Source organism: Undibacterium sp. Tian12W (assembly GCF_049339405.1).
Taxonomy (GTDB): Bacteria; Pseudomonadota; Gammaproteobacteria; order Burkholderiales; family Burkholderiaceae_D; genus Undibacterium.
The window spans coordinates 131743-153346 of sequence record NZ_JBMPPK010000006.1 but is presented as its reverse complement, the minus strand read 5'-3'; the positions used below and the strand labels follow the sequence as shown (position 1 = coordinate 153346).

Sequence of the window (21604 nt, the reverse complement as noted above, 5' to 3'; positions counted from 1 at the left end):
TGATAAAAAAATGTAGACATAGAACTGACTAAAAAATAAATAGGAGACGCTATGAATCTGAGAAATTTTAAAATTGGTACTCGTTTGGGTGTTGGCTTTGGACTTATTTTGGTGGGTCTGATCGCCGTGATCTTGTTCGTCAATGCTTTGAGCGGCAACAACCGCAAGGCCATGATAGAAGGCTTGAACATGGCGGCACAAAAGCAAGTTTTGGCCAATAACATGAAGAGCGCCTTGTTTGAAGGTGGCATTGCGATGCGCAATATCGGCATACAGTCCGATGTTGGTGAAATGCAAAAGGAAGAAACCAAGGTCAAGACCCAAAGGAAAAAGTATGAAGAGGCAAAAGAAAAAATTGCGTCCCTTGGTTTGAATGAGGAAGAAAAGAAAATCCTTGGTGACATCGCCAAAGTAGATAAGGAAATCGAAAAACCGTTAAAGGATGCGGTAGGTCAGGCGCTGGCTTTTAATGCAGAAGGTGCTGCAAAAATCATTGCTACAGTGATAGATCCATTGAGTTCAAAATCCATCGTGGAAATGAACAAATTGGTTGATTTGCAAGATGTCGCCTCAAAACAGGTGTTTGAAAATTTTGCAGTGGCAGGTGCAAAACTGACATTCTGGCTGTACCTCATACTTACATCAGCCGTGATAGTTGGTGCCCTGTTTGCCTGGACCATCACCCGCAGCATCACCCAGCCTTTGCAAGAAGCTCTGAGTCTCGCTGAAACAGTGGCAGAAGGTGATTTACGCAGCCAGGTAAGCGTATCCGGCCATGATGAAGTGACGTCGCTGTTTCAGGCTCTGAAAAACATGAATGACAATCTGGCCTCAACAGTCGGACAGGTCAGGATGGGTACAGAAACAATTACCGTGGCTTCGCAAGAAATAGCCTCAGGCAATGCTGATTTGTCGAGCCGCACAGAATCACAGGCCAGCTCGCTGGAAGAAACCGCTAGCTCGATGGAGGAGCTGACCAGCACGGTCAGGCAAAATGCCGACAATGCGCGTCAGGCCAATCAGCTTGTGGTCTCTGCATCGAGCGTTGCGGTCAAGGGTGGTGAGGTCGTAGGGCAAGTGGTCAATACCATGGGCTCAATCAAAGAGAGTTCGCGCAAGATTGTCGATATCATTGGTGTTATTGATGGAATCGCCTTCCAGACCAATATCCTGGCCTTGAATGCAGCGGTAGAAGCTGCCAGGGCAGGCGAGCAGGGTCGTGGTTTTGCCGTGGTTGCGGCAGAAGTGCGCAATCTTGCACAGCGCAGTGCCAGTGCAGCGAAAGAAATCAAATCCCTCATCAGCGACTCAGTCGATAAAGTTGATCAGGGTAGCAAGCTTGTCGATGAGGCAGGCAAGACCATGGATGAGATTGTCACCAGCGTACAGCATGTGGCAGACATCATGAGCGAGATCACAGCGGCCAGCCAGGAACAAAGTTCAGGTATAGAACAGGTGAACCTGGCGATCACGCAAATGGATGAAATGACGCAGCAGAATGCAGCTCTGGTTGAGCAGGCAGCAGCAGCGGCAGAGAGTATGGAGGAGCAGGCCGTAGCATTGGCGCAAGCGGTCAGCGTATTCAAACTCAATGGAAATGCTGCCCAAATAAGTCAGCAAGCCAAACCGGTAGTCAGCAAGGTGGCAAGCAATGTTAATAAGCCTGTCGCAAATGCGCGGCCTCAAGTGAAGGCTTTGCCAAGGGCGGCGAGCCCTGCGTCAGACAATGCGGGTGCGCGTGCCAGCAAGCCAGTTGCTGCGCCAGGCAAACCTGCTGAAGACGACTGGGAAGAATTTTGAAGCTACGGATGTAGAAGGTGTTTATGCCTGGATACTTGCGAGTGTCCAGCTTAAAACACTAGTCATATCAAAATGTCACAGTACCGTAGTAAAGACGTTTGTAATTTAACTTAATTAACAGTAAATATCTTTCAGTCTGGCAAAATGTCTTTGTAATCTTGATTATCTGGATTTTTATTTGAAATCAGCTTTCGTCTCTGAAACAAGACGGGGAAAGTTTGGGAAAGCATTGAATGACGAAATCCATCGATAAAGCCAGATCAGACACTTCAAAGGAGTTTGCATTTAACTCCAGGGATTTTGACCGTGTCAGAGATCTGATTTACAAACGAGCTGGCATTTCCTTGGCAGATAGCAAACAGGAAATGGTATATAGCCGGCTTGCACGTCGTTTGCGGGCGACTGGTATCAGCTCGTTTTCTGAATATCTTGATGGCCTTGAAAGCAATCAGATTGAGTCTGAATGGGAGGCATTTACCAATGCCCTGACGACTAATCTGACTTCCTTCTTCAGGGAAGAGCATCACTTCCCCATACTCGCTGAACACATTGCCAGGAAACATGAGCCGGTCAATATCTGGTGTTCTGCCAGCTCTACCGGCGAAGAACCTTATTCTATAGCCATTACGCTTTGCGAAGCATTCGGAACTCTGCGCCCGCCCGCGCACATTATTGCCACGGATATAGACACCAATGTGCTGGAGACAGCATCCCGTGGTGTATATAACCTTGATCGTATAGAAAAATTATCTGCGGAGAGAACACGAAAATTCTTCTTGAAAGGCAAGGGTGCACAGGAAGGCCTGGTCAGAGTGAGGCCAGAATTACGGGACCTGGTTACATTCAAGCAGTTGAATTTATTGGAAGATGGCTGGCCTCTCAGTGGCGAATTCGATGCAATTTTTTGCCGGAATGTCATGATTTATTTTGACAAACCTACACAAGGTAAAATCTTGAAGAAATTTGTTCCCTTGATGAAGTCAGACGGTCTGTTGTTTGCCGGTCATTCAGAAAATTTCCTGTATGTCTCAGATGATTTCAAGCTGAGAGGGAAAACAGTCTATGAGCTGGGTAAATCCCAGGCGGCAGGCAACAAAGCGACATTGCGCAATTTGCAAAAGGGTAATCCATGAGCCAGCTAAGTGAAGAGCATTTTGCAACGAATGTCTATTACGACAGAACTTTCGATTGTGATGCCGCCAAAATACTGCCAGGTGAATTTTATTTTACCAACAAGGACATGCTGATTGTCACGGTGCTGGGTTCCTGTGTTTCTGCGTGCATTCGTGACCGGGTTTCCGGTGTCGGTGGCATGAATCATTTCATGTTGCCAGATAGCGGCGGGGATGCAGATAATCCAGTGTCGGCCTCCATGCGCTATGGCACCTATGCGATGGAAGTGCTGATCAATGAACTGTTAAAGGCAGGGGCCAAGCGCGAAAACATGGAAGCCAAGGTGTTTGGCGGCGGCAATGTCTTGCGTGGTTTTACTGCCATCAATGTCGGGGAGCGCAACGCCAGATTTGTACTCGATTATCTGCGGGCTGAAAGAATGCGCGTCACCGCTGAAGACCTCAATGATATTTACCCGCGTAAAGTTTATTTTTTCCCCAGAACCGGTAAGGTGCTGGTCAAGAAACTCAAAGTGGAACATAACGATACCCTGAGAAGGCGCGAGCAGGATTATGCCAGCAGGCTCAAGACGACTTCAGTTGGTGGTGAAGTCGATTTGTTCTAGTTATTTTGTATGTGTGATGTCGGTGGCTGAGACTGAACGCGGAGTGTTTGCGAATGAAGATTAAAGTATTAATTGTCGATGATTCTGCGCTGATCCGTAGCGTCATGAGTGAGATCATCAGCAGCCAGCCCGATATGGAGGTGGTTGGTGTTGCCCCTGATCCTCTGGTCGCACGTGAGCTGATCAAGCAGACCAATCCGGATGTGCTGACGCTGGATGTGGAAATGCCAAAGATGGATGGCCTGGATTTTCTTGAGCGCCTGATGCGCTTGCGTCCTATGCCTGTCATCATGGTGTCGTCACTGACTGAGCGGGGCTCTGAAATTACCATGCGTGCACTGGAGTTGGGGGCGGTTGATTTCGTCACCAAACCCAAGCTGTCGATACAAAGTGGCATGCTTGAATACACTGAACTGATTACGGACAAGATCCGGATCGCCTCCAAAGCCAGAATCAGGCCAAGAACTGCGCCCGTAGTGACTCCTGGTCAGGCGCATGTTGGTGTATTGCCACAAGTTCGCAATCCTCTGACCAGTAGTGAAAAACTGATTATTATTGGCGCATCCACTGGTGGTACCGAGGCAATCAAGAATTTCCTGGTACAAATGCCTTCTGATTGCCCTGGCATTTTAATTACACAGCATATGCCAGAAGGATTTACGCGGTCTTTTGCCAAGCGTCTTGATGGCTTGTGCAAGATTTCGGTGTCTGAGGCTGCAGGTGGAGAACGTGTTTTGCCTGGCCATGCCTACATCGCTCCTGGGCATTCGCATCTCTTGCTGGGGCGTAGCGGTGCCAACTACGTGACACAGCTGGATCAGGGGGAGCCGGTTAACCGGCACCGGCCTTCAGTGGATGTCCTGTTCAGGTCTGCTGCCACTTATGCCGGCAAAAATGCTGTTGGCGTGATATTGACTGGTATGGGCAAGGATGGTGCGGCTGGCATGCTGGAAATGAAAAATGCTGGTGCATACAATTTTGCCCAAGATGAAGCAAGTTGTGTAGTATTTGGTATGCCGCGTGAAGCAATTGCAATTGGCGCGACACATGAGGTTGGTCCTTTGAATGAATTGCCCACCAAGGTACTGCATTACCTTGCTACGCATGGCAGCAGAGCCCTCAGGGTGTGACGTTTTGATAGAATTTAATGTGTTACAGCAATTTCACCACCGTTTTATCTCAATTTGTCCGATAATGCTAATAACTGTCCTTAAAGAAATAGTGGAGTAATTCATGGCTGATCAAAATCTCAAATTTTTAGTAGTCGACGATTTTTCTACTATGCGTCGCATAGTACGGAATTTGCTGAAAGAATTGGGATATTCCAATGTCGATGAAGCCGAAGACGGTGCAATGGGGCTGGCAAAGTTGAAGAATGGTGATTTCGATTTCGTCATCTCAGACTGGAATATGCCTAACATGGATGGGCTGACTATGTTGCAGCACATCCGTGCTGATCCAGCTTTGTCAAAAATGCCGGTACTCATGGTCACGGCTGAAGCCAAAAAAGAAAACATCATCGCTGCTGCGCAGGCTGGTGCAAATGGCTATGTAGTAAAACCATTTACTGCAGCCACACTGGATGAAAAACTGACTAAGATTTTCGAGAAACTGGGAAAATAAAATAGCAGGGCAATCAATTTTGCCGGGAGATGGCAAGAGTCAGCACTTTAATCCAGGTGCTAAGCATCAAGTCTCCCGCGCAGATTGCACAAAATCGCAAGGCTTTGCAGCTATGCCTGATTAGGTGTTACATCAAGTAGCAAATAATGCCGAGCATATATCTTCAGTTTTGTGCTGCGAGATATTATAGTGTTGCCTGTCAGCACTTCAATCAATACGCAAAGGGTTGCCTGGTAGTTATAAAGCGGAGTCAGTTTCGTTGAATTGCCGGTAACTTGGGTTCTGAATTTTTCAATCATATTAATCCAACATAAATAATACTAAGATGATAGAAGAAAGTTTCATCGTAAGAGAGCCCTTACTCGATCCTAAACAAAGAGTCATCGGTTTTCAGATTTCCTGGCAGCAGCCAGATCAGAATGCAGAAGCAAGCACGGAAAGCCTGAGTGCCTTGCTTGAATTCGTCGCAGTGCAATTGCATGATGACGACAAGGGATTTTTGCTCGGTGACAGCCTGTTGTTTCTCGAAGCAGTGCCTGAGTTATTGCATGCAGAAGGCCTGAAGCAACTTCCGGCTAAGAACACTGTACTCATACTCCATAAAAAATACTTCGCTGACCCTGATACGCTCGCTGCGGTGACGGAGTTGCGTCAACTGGGTTATGGTATTTGCCTGCGTGGTGCTGAGGTAACGACGCTGGAACGCTCTTACTTTGCGCAAATTACCCACCTTGAAGTCAAATTGAATGCGGCTAATTTTGCATCGCAAGCCAAGGTATATGCGACACTGAAGCAATCAACGGTGCGCATGGTCGCCCGCAATGTCAATGCCTGGCAAGATTTTGATGCCTGCTCAGCCCTGGGGCTTGACAGTTTTGTCGGTAAATTACACCTGACACCAAGACCAAGTACTGCTCCCAAGACTTTAAATACCTCACAAACGACTATTTTGCAGTTGATGGAAATGGTCAGAAAAAATGCCGACATCCAGCAGCTTGAAGCGGTTGTCAAACGCGATGCAACACTGGCCTATAAGCTCTTGCGTTACATAAACTCGGCTGGCTTTGGTTTGCGTACTGAAGTGCAATCTTTGAAGCACGCAGTGCAGATGTTGGGTTATAGCCCTTTATATCGATGGCTCACCCTGTTGTTGGCAACGGCGAGCACCAGTGGTTATTCTCCGGTATTGCTGGAAACGGCGATCGTCCGTGGTCGTCTGGCAGAGATTCTGGGACAGAGCAAAATGTCCAAGAGTGAGGCGGAAAACCTCTTTGTGGCAGGTATGTTCTCGTTGCTTGACAGGCTTCTTGGCATCCCCATGGAAGAAGTGCTGTCATCGATACAATTGCCTGAAGTTGTCACTGAGGCCTTGATCTCCCGTGGCGGTACTTATGGTCCTTTCCTGGCCTTGGCTGAGGCATGTGAATTGAATAGCATGCTGGTTGGTTCTCTGGCAGAATCCTTGAAAATCACGCCGCCAGATTTGAATGCTGCGCACATGGCAGCTCTGGTTTGGGCAAAAAATGTCGCTTCTGTAGCCTGATCCGTTTGCACTTCAATGAAAAGACAAGCAGCTTTGCTTGTCTTTTTTTTGCTTTATTTGGCAAGAGTAGATAAAGTTCGCTACTTGAAAATTAAATTGAGACAAGTCCCATTCTCGTGGGAAATAAATCGTTCCATCTATGAGTGTTGTGCAAGCCAAAAATGAAGTGTTTCCAACCACCATACCCGCCTGGCTGGTCTGGTTACTTACCATTTTCTTTTTGGCTTATGGCCTTGGTTGCTACCCCATATTAGACAACAACGAGGGCCTGTACGCAGAAATTCCCAGGGAAATGCTGGCCTCTGGTGACTTGCATCATTGGATCATTCCACACCTGAATGGTCTGGCCTATATGGAAAAGCCGCCTTTGCTGTACTGGCTGACGGCGATTTCTTTTGCTGTGTTTGGCGAAAATGAATGGGCGGCCCGGCTGGTGCCAGCGATGTCGGCACTGTCTTGCGTGGCTTTGATTTTGTGGTTTGGCCGGCAGATAGCACGGGTTGCTGCCTCGCGTCTGGCTGCCTTGATGTTCATCAGTGGTCTGGGTGTCATGGCGATGTCTCGCACCCTGATGTTTGACATGCTGCTGACTGTATTCTTGACAGGTGCGCTGATGTTTGGCTATCTGTACAGTGTCTCAGGTGAAAAAAAGAAGCTCAACTGGTGTTTGGGTTTATTGGCATTTGCCTTGCTGGCCAAGGGCTTTGTTGCCATTATTTTGTTTGGTGCAGTGAGCTTTATTTACACCATACTGTTTTCCAGTTCGCTAAGAGACTTTCAAAAAAGAATCATCGCCTGGTTTGATCCAAAGGCGATAGGGATTTTCTTATTGATAGCCTTGCCCTGGCATATCGCCGCCATATGGGCTGAGCCCATATTTGCCTGGTTTTATTTCATCAATGAGCATGTGCTGCGTTTTTTGGGTAAGCGTGAGCCGCATGATTACTACGCCGGTGCCTGGTGGTATTACTTGCCAAGGATGGTGCTCTATCTTTTCCCGTGGTCCTTCTTTTTGCCTGTGCTCTTATTCGTCAAGGCAAGACAGCAAACACCCAGAACATTGCATTTTTTCCTGGCTTGCGCCTGGATCATGCCAGTCCTGTTTTTCTCTTTATCCAGTGCCAAGGCGAATTATTATCTAGTCGTTGTGATGCCATTGGCGGCATTGCAATTGGCGGTTGCCCTCGAAGACAGGGGCTTTGGTGCCGCATGGGGCAGGGCGCTGGTGGGCGTGTTTTTGGCAGCATTGTTTGGCCTTGCTGCCTGGTGGGTTGGCAAGCAGGTGAATCATCAGCTATCTTCTCTGCTGGTCTATGGCATGGATGGCAAGCAATTTTTGCGTGCCTTCATGTTATCCGCTTGCGTGTTGAGCGCAGGTGTTGCGATTTTTGTCTGGCGCAAAGCGCGCTTTGGAATATTTCCCTTTATCGCTTTGCCAGCATTGATGCTGCTGGCGTTTATTGGGCTCTTGCAAGCTGCTGCGCAATGGACTTCTACTCAACCCCTGGTGGCTGAATTATCGACAATTGAAGCTAAGCATGAAGTATTTTTATTTAAGGTGTTCGAACATCAATCTTCACTGCCATTTTATTTGAAGCAGCCGGTAAGAGTGGTTGATAGCCGTAGTAGTGATTTGTTTTGGGGAAATAAACTTCATAAGAATAATATTGTTCTTTCAGATAGCAGTTTTGATACTTTGTTGGATAAGCAATCCGTCGTTTTGCTTGTTCTTGATGAGGATTTGGATAAAAACCCAAAACTACCAGATAGCCAGACAGAGTGCTTTATGTGTAAAAAATATGCGTATAAATTCAAAAAAATTAAAAAAATCGGCCGAACTACCTTGTTTATGAACTGAGTTTGGTAGTCAAGGCAATTTCTTCCTGCTGGCGTCTGGAGTCAGGTTGGGCATCAAGGTATAATCACGCTTTCTGATCCAACCAGCATTTGTGCACGGAAGGTTTTGTGTACATTGCCTCAACTACCTCGCTCACCATGTTGATATTGCCAGGCTCCAACGCCCTGTCTGCTTTTCGTACCTCCGGTCTTCTCTCTCGTTTGCAAGCTGTTGATGCCAATATTGTTGGCGTCAGCGGCCGCTATGTTCATTTCGTCGATACGACATCTGAACTGCTCAAGGAAGATGCTGATCGCCTGAATGCTCTGTTGGTGTATGGCGATGCCTTTGCTGCCAGCAGCGACGGTGATGTGTTTGTCGTGATCCCGCGTTTTGGCACGATCTCGCCATGGGCCAGCAAGGCTACAGACATCGTCCATAATTGCGGCATGACACATATCCATCGTCTGGAACGCGGCATTATTTATTATGTGCAAGTCAAGACAGGTTTGCTGGGCGGCGCTAAAAAACTTGCTGATGGCAGCCGTGAACAGGTGGCAGCGCTCTTGCATGACCGCATGACAGAAATGGTGCTGGCCGATGCACAGCAAGCCCAGGCACTATTCTCTGAATTGGTCGCTAAAGAACTGGAACATGTTGATGTACTCCAAGGTGGCAAGGCTGCACTGCTGCAGGCGAACACCGAACTCGGTCTGGCCTTGTCAGATGACGAGATCGATTACCTGGTCGATGCCTTTACCACTGCCAAGCGTAATCCGACTGATGTTGAGCTCATGATGTTTGCCCAGGCAAACAGCGAACATTGCCGTCACAAGATTTTCAATGCAGACTGGACTATCGATGGTCAGAAACAGGATAAATCCCTGTTCCAGATGATCAAGAATACCCATGAGTTGCAACCCAAAGGCACTATTGTTGCCTACAGCGACAATTCTTCCATCATGGAAGGTGCAGTCGTCAATCGTTTCTTCCCTTCAGGTAAAGACCAGGTGTACAAGGTCACAGAAGAACTGACGCACACCTTGATGAAGGTGGAAACGCATAATCACCCGACCGCCATTTCTCCATTTCCAGGCGCTTCTACCGGCGCTGGTGGCGAAATTCGCGATGAAGGTGCGACAGGCCGTGGTGCCCGTCCAAAAGCTGGTCTGACAGGTTTTACTGTCTCCAATCTGATGCTGCCAGGGGCACGCCAGGCCTGGGAAAACGCTGGCGACAGCCTGACTGCAAAAGCCGATGCGAATGCCTACGGCAAGCCAGACCGCATCGCCTCACCGCTGCAAATCATGATAGAAGGCCCTTTGGGTGGTGCTGCTTTCAATAATGAATTCGGTCGTCCGGTTCTGGGTGGTTACTTCCGTACCTTCGAACAAAATGTTGGCGGCACTGTCTATGGCTATCACAAGCCCATCATGATCGCCGGTGGCATAGGTAATATCTCTGACAGGCACACCAAAAAGAATGATCTGCCTGTGGGCACGCTGTTGATACAACTGGGTGGCCCAGGCATGCGCATAGGCATGGGTGGTAGTGCTGCTTCTTCGATGGCGACAGGTACCAACACTGCCGATCTGGATTTTGATTCCGTACAGCGTGGCAACCCTGAGATGGAACGACGTGCGCAAGAGGTCATTAATTCCTGCTGGCAGTTGGGTGACGATAATCCTGTCCTGTCCATCCATGACGTCGGTGCCGGTGGTTTGTCGAATGCTTTCCCTGAAATTACCAATGATGCCAAGCGCGGCGCGCTGTTTGATTTGCGTAAAGTACCGCTGGAAGAAAGCGGCATGGCGCCGAAAGAAATCTGGAGTAATGAATCGCAGGAGCGTTATGTCCTGGGCATAGCACCAGAAAGCCTGGAGCTGTTCCGCCATTTCTGCGAACGTGAGCGTTGCCCGTTTGCTGTAGTTGGTACCGCAACTGAAGAGCGTCAATTGCGCGTTATCGATCCGCTGAACGACACTTCACCAGTCGATATGCCCATGAATGTCTTGCTGGGCAAGCCACCAAAAATGCACAGGGATGTTAGCCATGTAAGCAATGATTTCCCGAAAATCGATTTGACTGGCATCGATCTGCAAGTCGCCGCTGAGCGCGTATTGAGCCTGCCTACGGTTGCTGACAAATCCTTCCTGATCACCATTGGTGACCGCACGGTTGGCGCAACATCAGTGCGTGACCAGATGGTAGGGCCATGGCAGGTGCCGGTAGCTGATTGCGCCGTGACCACCATGAGTCTGGAAGGCTATCTGGGTGAAGCCATGTCCATGGGCGAGCGTACTCCGCTGGCCGTGATTGATGCTGCTGCGTCGGGCCGTATGGCCGTCGGTGAAGCCATCACCAACATCGCTGCTGCACCGATCAAAGATATTTCGGATATCAAACTGTCAGCCAACTGGATGGCAGCCTGTGGCCAGCCTGGTCAGGATGCGGCTCTGTTTGACACCGTAAAAGCAGTCGGCATGGAATTGTGCCCGGCACTGGGTATCAGTATCCCGGTAGGCAAGGATTCCTTGTCCATGCGTACTACCTGGAAAGATGAAGGCCAAAGCAAAGCGGTAACTTCACCAGTATCTTTGATTATTTCTGCCTTCTCGCCAGTCTATGACGTGCGCAAGTCACTGACGCCGCAAATCCGCCTGGACCAGGGCGATACCAGTCTGATCCTGATCGATCTGGGTCGTGGCAAAAATCGTTTGGGCGCATCCTGTTTCGCACAAGTCATGCAGCAGTTGGGTAACGATGCGCCCGACGTCGATAGTGCAGAAGATCTGAAGGCTTTCTTCGCTGCTATCCAGCAGTTGAATAATGAAGACAAACTGCTGGCTTACCATGACCGTTCTGACGGTGGTCTGTATGCCAGCCTGTGTGAAATGGCCTTCGCTGGCCGTGCTGGCTTGTCCGTTAATCTCGATATCCTGACCATGGATAGCGAGCATGCTGCAGACCAGGGGGATGCCAAGAACTGGGCTAGCCAGGTGTCTGAGCGTCGTAATGACATGACCTTGCGTGCCTTGTTCAATGAAGAGCTGGGTGCCGTGATACAAGTGCGTACTGAGCAGCGTTCAGAAGTCATGGATGTCTTGCGCAGCTTTAATCTGGGTGCCTGCAGTCATATCATAGGTAAGCCAAACAATAGTGGTATCATCGAATTTACCCGCGATGCCAAGCAAATTTATAATCAGCCAAGAACTGCATTGCATCAGTTGTGGAGCAAAACCAGCTGGCAAATCGCCCGCCTGCGCGATAACCCTGCCGGTGCCGATGCTGAATACGCGCGTATCGTCGATGCCAATGATCCAGGCATGCAGCCTAAACTGAGTTTCGATCCGCAACAAGATGTGGCTGCGCCATTCATTGCTACTGGCGCACGTCCCAAGGTCGCCATCTTGCGTGAGCAGGGCGTGAACTCGCATATAGAAACCGCTTATGTCATGCACAAATCCGGTTTCGAAGCGGTAGATGTGCACATGAGTGACCTGATAGCTGGTCGTGCAAAACTGGCTGACTTCAAGGGCTTGATCGCCGTTGGTGGTTTCTCTTATGGTGACGTACTGGGGGCAGGTGAGGGCTGGGCTAAAACGATCTTGTTCAATGCCATGATGTCTGATCAATTCTCGCAATTCTTCCATCGCGACGACACCTTTGGTCTGGGTATCTGTAATGGCTGCCAGATGATGAGTAATTTGAAATCCATTATCCCTGGAGCGCAGGCATGGCCTAAATTCACGAAGAACAAGTCTGAACAGTTCGAAGGCCGTTTTGCCATGGTGGAAGTGGCTGAGTCTGCTTCTATCTTCTTCCAGGGTATGGCAGGTACGCAAACGCCCATCGCCATCGCTCATGGTGAAGGTTTTGCTGACTTTTCAACAACTGGTGATATCGCGAAGGCGCAGGTGGCCATGCGCTTTATCAATAATGCAGGCCTGGCGACAGAAGCTTACCCCTATAACCCGAATGGTTCGCCACAAGGTATTACCTCGGTTACCAATGAAGATGGACGCTTTACTGTCTTGATGCCACATGCCGAGCGTGTATTCCGCTCAGTATTGCATTCCTGGCATCCAGATGGCTGGGGTGAAGATTCCCCATGGATGCGTATGTTCCGCAATGCGCGCGTTTTTGTAGGCTGATCTCTGCTGCAGACAATATAAGGGGCGAAATCATGAAAATGGTTTCGCCCGTTTTATTTGGTCTATGCTTTATGAAGATGATTTACATTTTGAGTATGGAATAAAGCGTCTGGAAGGCACAGCTTTCCTTATAATGAATCGCCAGGGAAACTTTCTCTAGATAAATGCGATACTTATTATTCTTTGCTTTGTTGCTTAACTTGCATGATGGCCGTGCAGCTGATACCGTGCGTGCGTGTGGCGGTGATAGTAATTGGCCGCCCATGTCTTATGTGAAGGCAGCCGGATCGCCAGTAGAAGGTTTGTCAGCCGAGGTTTTACGAAACATCTTTATTGATCCCAGAATAGAACTAAGGCCATGGGCACGTTGTCTGGCTGAGGTGCAGGCACGTGCAGGTTTTGATGTTGTCATGTCGGTATTCAGGAACCCCGAACGTGAAAAAATTTATCTGTTTTCCCGTAGTTATCACAGCCTGACACCTTCCTATTTGTATTCAGCAAAGCGCTTTCCACAACCACCATTGCAAGTCCTTAGTGATTTGGAGAAATATAAGGTTTGCTCTTTGCATGGTTCATCAACTTTTTATACCCGTTTGCCAGCCTCTGCCATAGAGAGTGGTGCAACCAGTTATACCAGTCTCATGCGCAAGATTGAGCGGGGGCATTGCGATATTGTGGTGGATATGCAAGAAGTGTTATGGGGCTTTGCCCGTCTGAGTCTTTTGCCTCTGGACATGAGTACATACAAGATACAGAGCTTGCCGCAGACTGAAAAATACCCTCTGCATTTTGGTGTCAGCAAGGAACATCCCCAGGCTGCACAAATCATAGATCAGCTTGACAAAGGCTTGGCGGAGTTGCAGCGGAATGGCAAATTGAACAGCATTATCAATAAATACCAGTAAATATAAATAATTAGTGCTGGAAAACAAAAGAGGCGCAATGCGCCTCTTTTGTTTTAAAACCTCATCACCTTATGGGGCGATTTTGGCCTTTTTGATCAGGGTCTGTTGATAAGCTTGCAGACGTTGCTGAGAAATACCATTTACAAAATCACGTTTCACTTCTTCAAGTGTAGGGAATTTTGCAGTACGCGTATCATCCAGCTTGACGATGTGGAACTTGTCTTTACCTTGAGCATCAGTCATTTTTACAGGTGTTTCTGTAAATTGACCTTTTTGCAGCTTGGTCAATGCCTGAGCGAATGCTGGTGGCCAGTTGCTTGGTACGGACCAATCCAGATCACCGCCTTTGGATGCATTGCCAGGATCTTTGGAGACTTGTTTAGCCAGTTCTTCAAATTTGGCGCCGCCTTTTAATTTGGAGATTGTGGCTTTTGCTTCATCTTCTGTATCAAGAACGATGTTGAACAGGTGATATTCTTTGTCACCAGCCTGAGCTTTTTGCTTGTCGTATTCTGCTTGGACTTCAGCATCAGTGACAGGATTCTTTTTCAGGTAATCAAACATCATTGCACGAACCAGGATGGTTTGACGTGCTTGTTCGATAGCTTGCTTTACATCGGCATTTTTTGCCAGTCCTGACTTTTCGGCTTCTTGTATCAAGACTTCATTGACGACCAGGTCTTGCTTGATCTGTGCGCGCAGCTGAGGAGTATCCTGCTGCTGGCCTTGCGTTACCGCTTGTTTTACTAATGCTTCAAGTTGGCTGGCTGGAATAGCCTTGCCATTAACTGTAGCTACGTTCTGAGCCATTGCAGGCAGGGCAGTTGCAAGAAGTACTACCAGCAAATGAGCAGGTTTAAAAGTCATTGTCTGTTCCTAAATAACAAAATAAATAAAACGGATTATAAATAAACTGCTTAGGTCGGTATCTCTGACGGACTTAATGCCACGATATTGAGGGCATGAATTTCCGTTTGCATCATAACGCCAACGGCATCATACACTAGTCGATGGCGAGAAATGCGGTTTAATCCTTCAAATTGCTGACAAACTATTCTTACACTGTAATGACCAGCACCACCAGCCGCGCCAGCATGACCTCTATGCGCCTCGGAGTCATCTGTTAACTGACAGTCAACTGGCTGCAAGGTTTCATTCAGACGGGCTAATATTTTCTCCGTGCGCGTCATTGTGCAGGTTCTTCCATGTATTTAGCCAGAAACAGACTTTGGATAATGATAAATGCTGGCATGATGGCAACAACGGCCAGGAGTTTGAAATTAGCCCAGGTATCCGTGGAAAAATTAAATGCCACATACAGGTTAACGAAACCCATGAGCAAGAAATACGCCATCCATGCATAGCTAAGTCGTGTCCAGATATGCTCTGGCAACTTGATTTGCTCACCCATCGCCAATTGAATCAAGTTACTCTTGAATACAAACTGTGCCAAAGCAAATGCACCGCAGTAGCACCAATAAAGTACAGTTGGCTTCCACTTGATAAAAGCTTCGTTTTGGAAATACAAGGTGGCACCACCAAACACCATGATAATGATGAATGAAATCCATAGCATGGCATCCACTTTCTTGCGACGTATCAGCAGATAACCTATCTGAAATACTGACGCGACCAAGGTAATAGCTGTAGCCAACAAAATAGGGGCGAGTTCAGCAGTGGTTGCACCGCCAGACACTATGCCGGAAAAATAGTCGGAGACGATGGATTGTGCAGCACTTGCATTTTTCTCACCCCATTTAAGGGTGAGAAAAAACAAAACTACCGGAAACATATCAAAAAGAAATTTCATTTACAAACAATCAGTTTTTACGGGATCAAATTACAGGATCAAACTACAGGATCAAACTTCAAGGAGGCTGAATTGATGCAATAGCGCAACCTTGTAGGTGGTGGCCCGTCAGGAAATACATGGCCCAGATGAGCGTCGCAGATATTACACAAAATCTCAGTGCGCGTCATGCCATGAGATGTATCAACTTTTTCACGTACATTGGCTGGATTTAATGCCCTGAAGTAGCTTGGCCAGCCGCAACCGGAATCAAATTTGGCATCGGAGGCAAACAAGGGCGTGTTGCAGCAAACGCAGGTATAGATGCCGGCTTCATGGTGATCCCAGAATTTGCCTGTAAAAGCGCGTTCAGTGGCTGCGTGCCTGGTGACTTCATACTCCATGGAGCTCAGTTGTGCCTTCCATTCGGCATCTGACTTGACGATTTTACTCATGATTTCCTCTTCACTTCTGCTTTGTTTTTGCTCTATATCAGGATGAACAACTGACTTCCAGATGCTTTGCCCAGTCTGGCGGCAAGCTTGCATCGTCGTCGTGTTCCTCTTGTTCGTCATAGGGACTTTCCAGAATGCTCAATAATTTCCTGACTTCTGAAAAATCCTTTTGTTGTGCTTTTTCTATAGCCTGCTGGGCAAGATAATTTCTTAAAATATATTTTGGATTGACTGACAGCATACCGGTTTGACGTGTCTGTTCATCACTTTGTTCCATTGCCAGACGCGCCCGGTAATCCAGCAGCCATGTGTCCAGACTATCCCTGTCCAGAAACAAATCACGCAGCAGCTCATCATTGGTCGATTTCTGGTTCGAAAGCTTACTCAAATGGCGGAAACTCAGGGTGAAGTCAGCATGATTACTTTGTAACAAAGTGAAAAAGCCTGCGAACAAGTCCAGATCAGCCTCGTGATCTGTCTTCAGGCCAAACTTTTGATGCATGAGTTCTGACCATTTTTGTCGATAAACGGCAGGATAATGACTGAGTGCTGCATTGGTGTCATCGACACTGCCTATCAGCGGCGATAAAGCTTGTGCCAAAGCCTGGCAATTCCAGTTGCCTATGGCTGGCTGCATGCGGTAAGAATAACGACCTTGCTGGTCAGTATGATTGCAGATATGCTTTTCATCATAAGCTTCCATGAAGCCGAACGGGCCATAGTCCAGCGTCTGGCCGATGATGGACATATTGTCGGTATTCATGACGCCATGCATGAAGCCCACAGCCTGCCATTGCGCCATGAGTTCTGCCGTACGCGTGGTGACGGTGGCCAGTAGCGACTGGTAAGGATTGTTTTCTGTCTGCAGTTCTGGGTAAGAATGCTGGATGACATAATCAGCCAGTTGTCGCAAATCATCCATCCTGTCGTTGTAATACCAATGCTCAAACGAGCCAAAGCGTACAAAGCTCGGTGCTACGCGGGCGACAACAGCGCTGGTTTCTGGTGTTTCGCGAAAAACCATCTGGTCTGAGCCTATGACACACAGCGCACGCGAAGTGGGTATGTTCAATGCTGCCATCGCTTCAGAGCATAAAAATTCACGAATGGAAGAGCGTAATACCGCACGCCCATCACCCATGCGTGAATATGGCGTCATGCCTGCACCTTTGAGCTGGATTTCCAGATGTTGGCCAGCATGCGATATACCACCAAGCAATAAGGCGCGGCCATCACCCAATTGACCGGCCCAAACACCAAACTGATGGCCTGAATATACCGCTGCCAGCGGTTTGCTGCCAGGAAGAACCTGGTTGCCTGAAAAGTAATTCAAAAATTCTGGAGAGTTAAGACTTGCCTGATCCAGGTTCAATTGCGCGGCAACTTCATCGCTGGCCGCGACCAGATAGGGTTTATCTATAGGGCTGGCTGAAAGCTGGGTATAAAAATACGGGGGAAGTTCTGCAAACTTATTCTCCAGCATCAAATCTTGTGGAGAGAGTGGGGGAGTGTTCATGAGGTGCCACGCGGCTATAAAAAGAATAAACGCATTTTGACAGATTTGGTCAAAATGCGTTTATCACTTGCTTGCTCTTGATACGGGATCAGGCGGTAATGCGTTCCCTGGTCTTGCAGCCATCAATCAGGAAGGACAAGCTGATCACCAGTACCAGTTCACCTTCAGCAGAGCGGGCAGTACCCGTAATGCCTGGTGTGCTGATACAGGTCAGCGGTTTAATGACCAGATCGGCAGTGCCATCAACCGCATCGACAGACAAGATGTAAGGGCTGGGGGCTGCTATGACGATACCAACTCTTTCTGACGCTGGTGTGTAGCCCAATATCTTGCCCAGAGACTTGACTGGTAAAGGCCGGCCAAGATCACGCAAAACAGGTTGGCCACCGACGCTTTCAAAGGTTTCTGGTAATTCAACCACACGCTGTACGGTTGCCATAGGCAAAGCCAGTGAGGCACCATCGGTGCGAACCAGCATGGTTGGTACGATGGACAACTCAATTGGCAAACGGATCAGGAAGGTTGTACCTGTACCCAGCTGAGAGGCGATTCGTATAGCGCCGCGATGGCGTTCCACCGCAGTTTTTACTACGTCCATACCAACGCCACGACCAGATACGCTGGAGGCAACTTCTTTGGTAGAGAAACCTGGTAAAAATACCAGTTGGAAAGCCTCGTCGTCTGTACGGGCATCATGCGCATTGATCAAGCCTTTGGAGACAGCTTTATCGCGCAGTCTTTGTGCATCCATGCCTTTGCCGTCATCCGTCACTTCTATCATGACGCTGCTGGCTTCCTGCCATGCTTTCAATGAAATCGTGGCGCGCGGTGATTTATTGGCATTGATGCGCTCTTCAGCGGTTTCTATACCGTGATCAAGCGCGTTGCGCAACATGTGGACCAACGGGTCATACAGGCTATCCACGACCACGCGATCGACTTCTGTCTCAGCACCGGCAATGTTCAAATCAACTTCTTTACCGAGGTCACGTGCCAGTTCCCTGATCAACCTCGGGAATTTCTGAAATAAACGTCCAACAGGCTGCATGCGCGTCGCCAAAGTGGCGCGTTGCAATTCAGTCGAATAGCGGGAGGCGCGTGTCAGGGTTTCAGTCAGGGCAGACATCAATGGTGCAGCTTGCCCGTCAAACTTGAATTGCGACAATTTTTCAAGTAACACGGCGGCTTGATTGGCTGCCTGTACAGATTCACCTGCAACTTCAAGCAAGACGTTCAACTTGACCGCGTCTATACGTATGCTTTCTTCTTTTGCAGGAGCGTTTTGCTTGACCTCTGCACCTGACAACGAGGATTTGACAGCTTCAGTTTCCTCTCTCTGCGCCGGTGCCGTTGCATGCACTTCCTCTTCTGCTTCGGCTACTGTTTCGGCTTCAGCCTCAGCCTCTGGTAAGGTGCCCGGCGGCGTCACAGCGCGGAAATAGGCTTCCCAGTCAAGTTCACCGTCATTCTCTTTTTTCGCCGCAGGTGGCGCAGCCTTTTCTACGGGCTTGGGCGCTTCTGCAGGTTTGGCTTTCGCCGCTGCCGGTTTTTTACTGACGCCTTTCATTTCTATGGCGTCAGTCAGCATTTTTTCCAGCGACTTGGGCATGGTAGAGAGCTTGTCCGGCTCTGTGCCATTATTGAGCGCAGTTAACTGATCTGCGACAAAGCCGCTCGCCTCAAGCGCTGCTTCTATCGCTTCCGGCGTGACAGGAACTTGTCCCGTGCGCAGGGCGTCGAAGAGGTTTTCGGTTAAATGGCAGGCCGATACCATGGCGCTCAAGTTCATGAAGCCAGCGCCACCCTTAATGGTATGGAAGGACCGGAATACGGCATTCAGCGTATTCATGTCGCCGGGATTGCGCTCGAGCGAAAGCAGATGTTCTTCTACATTGGTCGCCAGATCGAGCGCTTCGACGACAAATTCTTTGAGCATGTCATCCATTAGAAACCCAGACTATCAAGTAGGTTATCTACATCATCCTGTTCCAACGCTGCGTTCGGGACGGAAGGGCCTTCCATCAATTCCACTGCTTTTTCTTTCAGCTCAGATGGAGCATTATCCAGCAGGATCTGCGCCAGTTCGTGTTCCACCCGTTTGTTGATGGCCACGACTTTCTTGATCAACTGACCTGTCAGATCCTGGAAGTCCTGCGCCATCATGATGTCCAGCAGACGCGCTTTTTCAGCATCGGTGGCAGTCAGCACATTATTGGCAAAAGCTTTGGAGTCTGTCGCCAGGGATTTGAATTCATTGACGCTGAGTTTGCCGTCAAACAAGTCTGTCCAGCGTGCATCCATTGATTTGGCTTTTTTGGCCAGCTCGTCCTGCTCAGGCATGCCCAGGTCTGTCGCGTTCAAGACTTTGTTGGCAGCCTGTTCAGTCAGGGTGGCGACATATTCCAGTCTGCCCTGGGCATCGGCAATCTGCTCCGCCACATCTGACAATGAACGGTCATAACCCAGCTCCCGCATGGAGTCATGCAGCATTCTGACGAGGCCACCCAGCCGATCAAAAATGGGTTTGGCGGCATTTTCATCGTCGCTGTGAAAATTGAACTTGGCAGGAGTCGGCTCAAGCTGTTCAGGCTCGCTGCCAGAAGGCGGGGAAGAGGGGGACTCTACATTGGTTTCCAGGCGCTGGTTGGCCATTTCTTCAAACAATGCGTCCAGATCATCTGCTGAATCGGTCATAGTCCTTGGTTCTCCATAATCGCATTGATCATTGTGTAAAGCTTCACAAATGTCACGGTGTGTCAGCGAGAGTATGCAGAAATGCTCTGAGTATTACTGCCATTCAGATACCACGTTTCCGCATGGACTCCGGTTTTTTCCTGATTTATTTAGCTTGAATCAGGGGGTAATTTTTATCCATGAACAAGACTGCTTTTTGCTCATGTTCATAGTAGCAGGACATTACCGAAGAATAACCCAGAGTAATAAAATTTGTCATTCTTTTGTTACGCCCGATGCAGTTTTGTCACATTCTTTTACGTAAGTTCGCAAAAAATGTTCTGGTGTCTCTATTCTGAACATGCCAGCCTGCTTCATTTTTCTGGCGAGCTTAAGCAAAGCCTTGTCTTTGGTGATCAACACTTCAGCTTTTGCGTCACGTGCAATCTCCAGGAATTTCTGATCATCCTTGTCGCTGCACACGGGGAGTTTGTAGCCAGTATCAGCCGGAGCCAGGCATTGGATGTGGGCATCAAACAGCGCGGTCACTGTTTCTGCACTTTCGTGTCTGGCTGCAAGATGAGGGTAGCTGAGTACTGCCAGCCATTCATCGCGGCAATCTGTGCGAGTCAATGCTTGCAGCTGACCATTGCCGAGGTCATCAAGCAAGACTGACCATCGGGGATCTTTGAATACAAATAAGTCCAGGCACACATTCGTGTCAAGAATTACGCGCTTAGGTATGATGTCGGTCATTTTTGCCTATTAAATTCAATTTATGCTCATTGTATTATCTCCAGCCAAAAGTCTGGATTTTGAAACACCCGTAAAGACCAGGACGACGACTACACCTCATTTTCTTGCCGAGGCAGAGGAATTGATAGAGGTAGTCAGAACATATAGTGCCGATCAGTTGGGCAGTTTGATGGATATTTCCCAGGCACTCGCGCAATTGAATGTACAACGTTTTTCTGACTGGATGCCGCAGCCGGCGGCGCGTCATAGTAAACAAGCGGTATTTGCATTCAATGGCGATGTCTATGAAGGGCTGGATGTCGCCAGCCTGACGTCTTCACAACTGAAATATCTGCAAAACCATCTGCGTATTCTGTCTGGTTTATATGGGTTACTGCGTCCGCTTGATGCCTTGCAGGCATACAGACTGGAAATGGGAACTGCGCTTGCCAATCAGTATGGTAAAAATTTGTACAGTTTCTGGGGGGATAAAATCAGTTTACTGTTGAGTGATGCTATTCAGCAACACAAATCACAAATACTGGTGAATTTGGCATCTGATGAGTACTTCAAGGCGGTAAGGCCAGCAGTTTTGGGTGCAAAAATCATTTCTCCCGTTTTTCAGGACTGGAAAAATGGTCAATACAAAATCATTTCTTTTTATGCCAAACGCGCCAGAGGCTTGATGGCCAGATACTGTGCTCAGCACGGCATACGTAAAGTAAATGACTTGAAAGCTTTTGCTGAAGAGGCTTATGCCTATTGCGAAGAGGAATCTACCAGCACTGAATGGGTATTCCGGCGAAAAATAGAAGATTGATGTAATTAATCAGGGC

18 protein-coding genes are annotated in these 21604 nt (G+C 48.4%); 10 read left to right on the top strand and 8 right to left on the bottom strand.

Annotated features, from left to right (window positions below; translation table 11 throughout):
• Positions 1-51: 51 nt before the first annotated feature.
• The 9 genes from ACO0LI_RS09460 to ACO0LI_RS09420 all read left to right on the top strand — a co-directional run bounded on the left by ACO0LI_RS09460 (position 52) and on the right by ACO0LI_RS09420 (position 13600).
• Positions 52-1800: a methyl-accepting chemotaxis protein gene (locus tag ACO0LI_RS09460; protein ID WP_423032371.1), complete on the top strand. Its 1749-nt coding sequence runs from the start codon at positions 52-54 to the stop codon at positions 1798-1800.
• A gap of 233 nt (positions 1801-2033) precedes the next feature.
• Complete coding sequence (locus ACO0LI_RS09455; protein WP_423032370.1) at positions 2034-2933, top strand: CheR family methyltransferase; 900 nt, start codon at positions 2034-2036, stop codon at positions 2931-2933.
• Positions 2930-3538 (top strand): chemoreceptor glutamine deamidase CheD, encoded by a 609-nt coding sequence (gene cheD / locus ACO0LI_RS09450; protein WP_422941473.1) that lies wholly within the window; start codon positions 2930-2932, stop codon positions 3536-3538. Before ACO0LI_RS09455 ends, cheD begins: the two co-directional genes overlap by 4 nt.
• A 53-nt stretch (positions 3539-3591) precedes the next feature.
• Positions 3592-4668, top strand: coding sequence for a protein-glutamate methylesterase/protein-glutamine glutaminase (locus tag ACO0LI_RS09445; protein WP_422951079.1), 1077 nt, complete (start codon positions 3592-3594; stop codon positions 4666-4668).
• Between the two features lie 103 nt (positions 4669-4771).
• Complete coding sequence (cheY, locus tag ACO0LI_RS09440; protein WP_110253727.1) at positions 4772-5161, top strand: chemotaxis response regulator CheY; 390 nt, start codon at positions 4772-4774, stop codon at positions 5159-5161.
• Between the two features lie 325 nt (positions 5162-5486).
• Positions 5487-6704 carry an EAL and HDOD domain-containing protein gene (locus ACO0LI_RS09435; RefSeq protein WP_422951080.1) on the top strand — a complete coding sequence of 406 codons (1218 nt, stop codon included), beginning with the start codon at positions 5487-5489 and terminating at the stop codon, positions 6702-6704.
• Positions 6705-6843: 139 nt separating this feature from the next.
• Positions 6844-8562, top strand: a complete 1719-nt coding sequence (locus tag ACO0LI_RS09430; RefSeq protein WP_423032369.1) for a glycosyltransferase family 39 protein — start codon at positions 6844-6846, stop codon at positions 8560-8562.
• 137 nt (positions 8563-8699) lie between these two features.
• Positions 8700-12695, top strand: a complete 3996-nt coding sequence (gene purL, locus ACO0LI_RS09425; RefSeq protein WP_423032368.1) for a phosphoribosylformylglycinamidine synthase — start codon at positions 8700-8702, stop codon at positions 12693-12695.
• 164 nt (positions 12696-12859) lie between these two features.
• Entirely contained in the window at positions 12860-13600 is a 741-nt protein-coding gene (locus tag ACO0LI_RS09420; RefSeq protein ID WP_423032367.1) for a substrate-binding periplasmic protein, read from the top strand.
• Positions 13601-13669: 69 nt separating this feature from the next.
• Here the strand turns inward: ACO0LI_RS09420 and ACO0LI_RS09415 are convergent, their stop codons facing one another.
• The 8 genes from ACO0LI_RS09415 to ACO0LI_RS09380 form a co-directional block, all read right to left on the bottom strand.
• Positions 13670-14467 carry a peptidyl-prolyl cis-trans isomerase gene (locus tag ACO0LI_RS09415; protein WP_423032366.1) on the bottom strand — a complete coding sequence of 266 codons (798 nt, stop codon included), beginning with the start codon at positions 14465-14467 and terminating at the stop codon, positions 13670-13672.
• 50 nt (positions 14468-14517) lie between these two features.
• Entirely contained in the window at positions 14518-14790 is a 273-nt protein-coding gene (locus tag ACO0LI_RS09410; protein WP_422951085.1) for a BolA family protein, read from the bottom strand.
• Positions 14787-15410, bottom strand: a complete 624-nt coding sequence (locus tag ACO0LI_RS09405) for a septation protein A (RefSeq protein WP_422951086.1) — start codon at positions 15408-15410, stop codon at positions 14787-14789. Before ACO0LI_RS09405 ends, ACO0LI_RS09410 begins: the two co-directional genes overlap by 4 nt.
• Before the next feature lie 38 nt (positions 15411-15448).
• The gene (msrB, locus tag ACO0LI_RS09400) at positions 15449-15844 is read right to left on the bottom strand and encodes a peptide-methionine (R)-S-oxide reductase MsrB (protein WP_370529119.1); all 396 of its coding nucleotides are present in this window, start codon (positions 15842-15844) and stop codon (positions 15449-15451) included.
• Positions 15845-15881: 37 nt separating this feature from the next.
• On the bottom strand, positions 15882-17360 hold the full coding sequence (locus tag ACO0LI_RS09395) for a protein adenylyltransferase SelO (RefSeq protein WP_423032365.1): 1479 nt from the start codon (positions 17358-17360) through the stop codon (positions 15882-15884).
• A gap of 88 nt (positions 17361-17448) precedes the next feature.
• Positions 17449-19305, bottom strand: a complete 1857-nt coding sequence (locus ACO0LI_RS09390; protein WP_422951089.1) for a chemotaxis protein CheA — start codon at positions 19303-19305, stop codon at positions 17449-17451.
• Positions 19305-20054, bottom strand: coding sequence for a protein phosphatase CheZ (locus ACO0LI_RS09385; protein ID WP_423032364.1), 750 nt, complete (start codon positions 20052-20054; stop codon positions 19305-19307). The genes ACO0LI_RS09390 and ACO0LI_RS09385 overlap by 1 nt, the downstream gene beginning before the upstream one ends.
• Positions 20055-20309: 255 nt before the next feature.
• Complete coding sequence (locus tag ACO0LI_RS09380) at positions 20310-20789, bottom strand: putative toxin-antitoxin system toxin component, PIN family (RefSeq protein ID WP_422951091.1); 480 nt, start codon at positions 20787-20789, stop codon at positions 20310-20312.
• 22 nt (positions 20790-20811) lie between these two features.
• Here ACO0LI_RS09380 and yaaA point away from each other — a divergent pair, with 22 nt between their 5' ends.
• Positions 20812-21588, top strand: coding sequence for a peroxide stress protein YaaA (gene yaaA, locus ACO0LI_RS09375; RefSeq protein WP_423032363.1), 777 nt, complete (start codon positions 20812-20814; stop codon positions 21586-21588).
• Positions 21589-21604 lie beyond the last annotated feature (16 nt).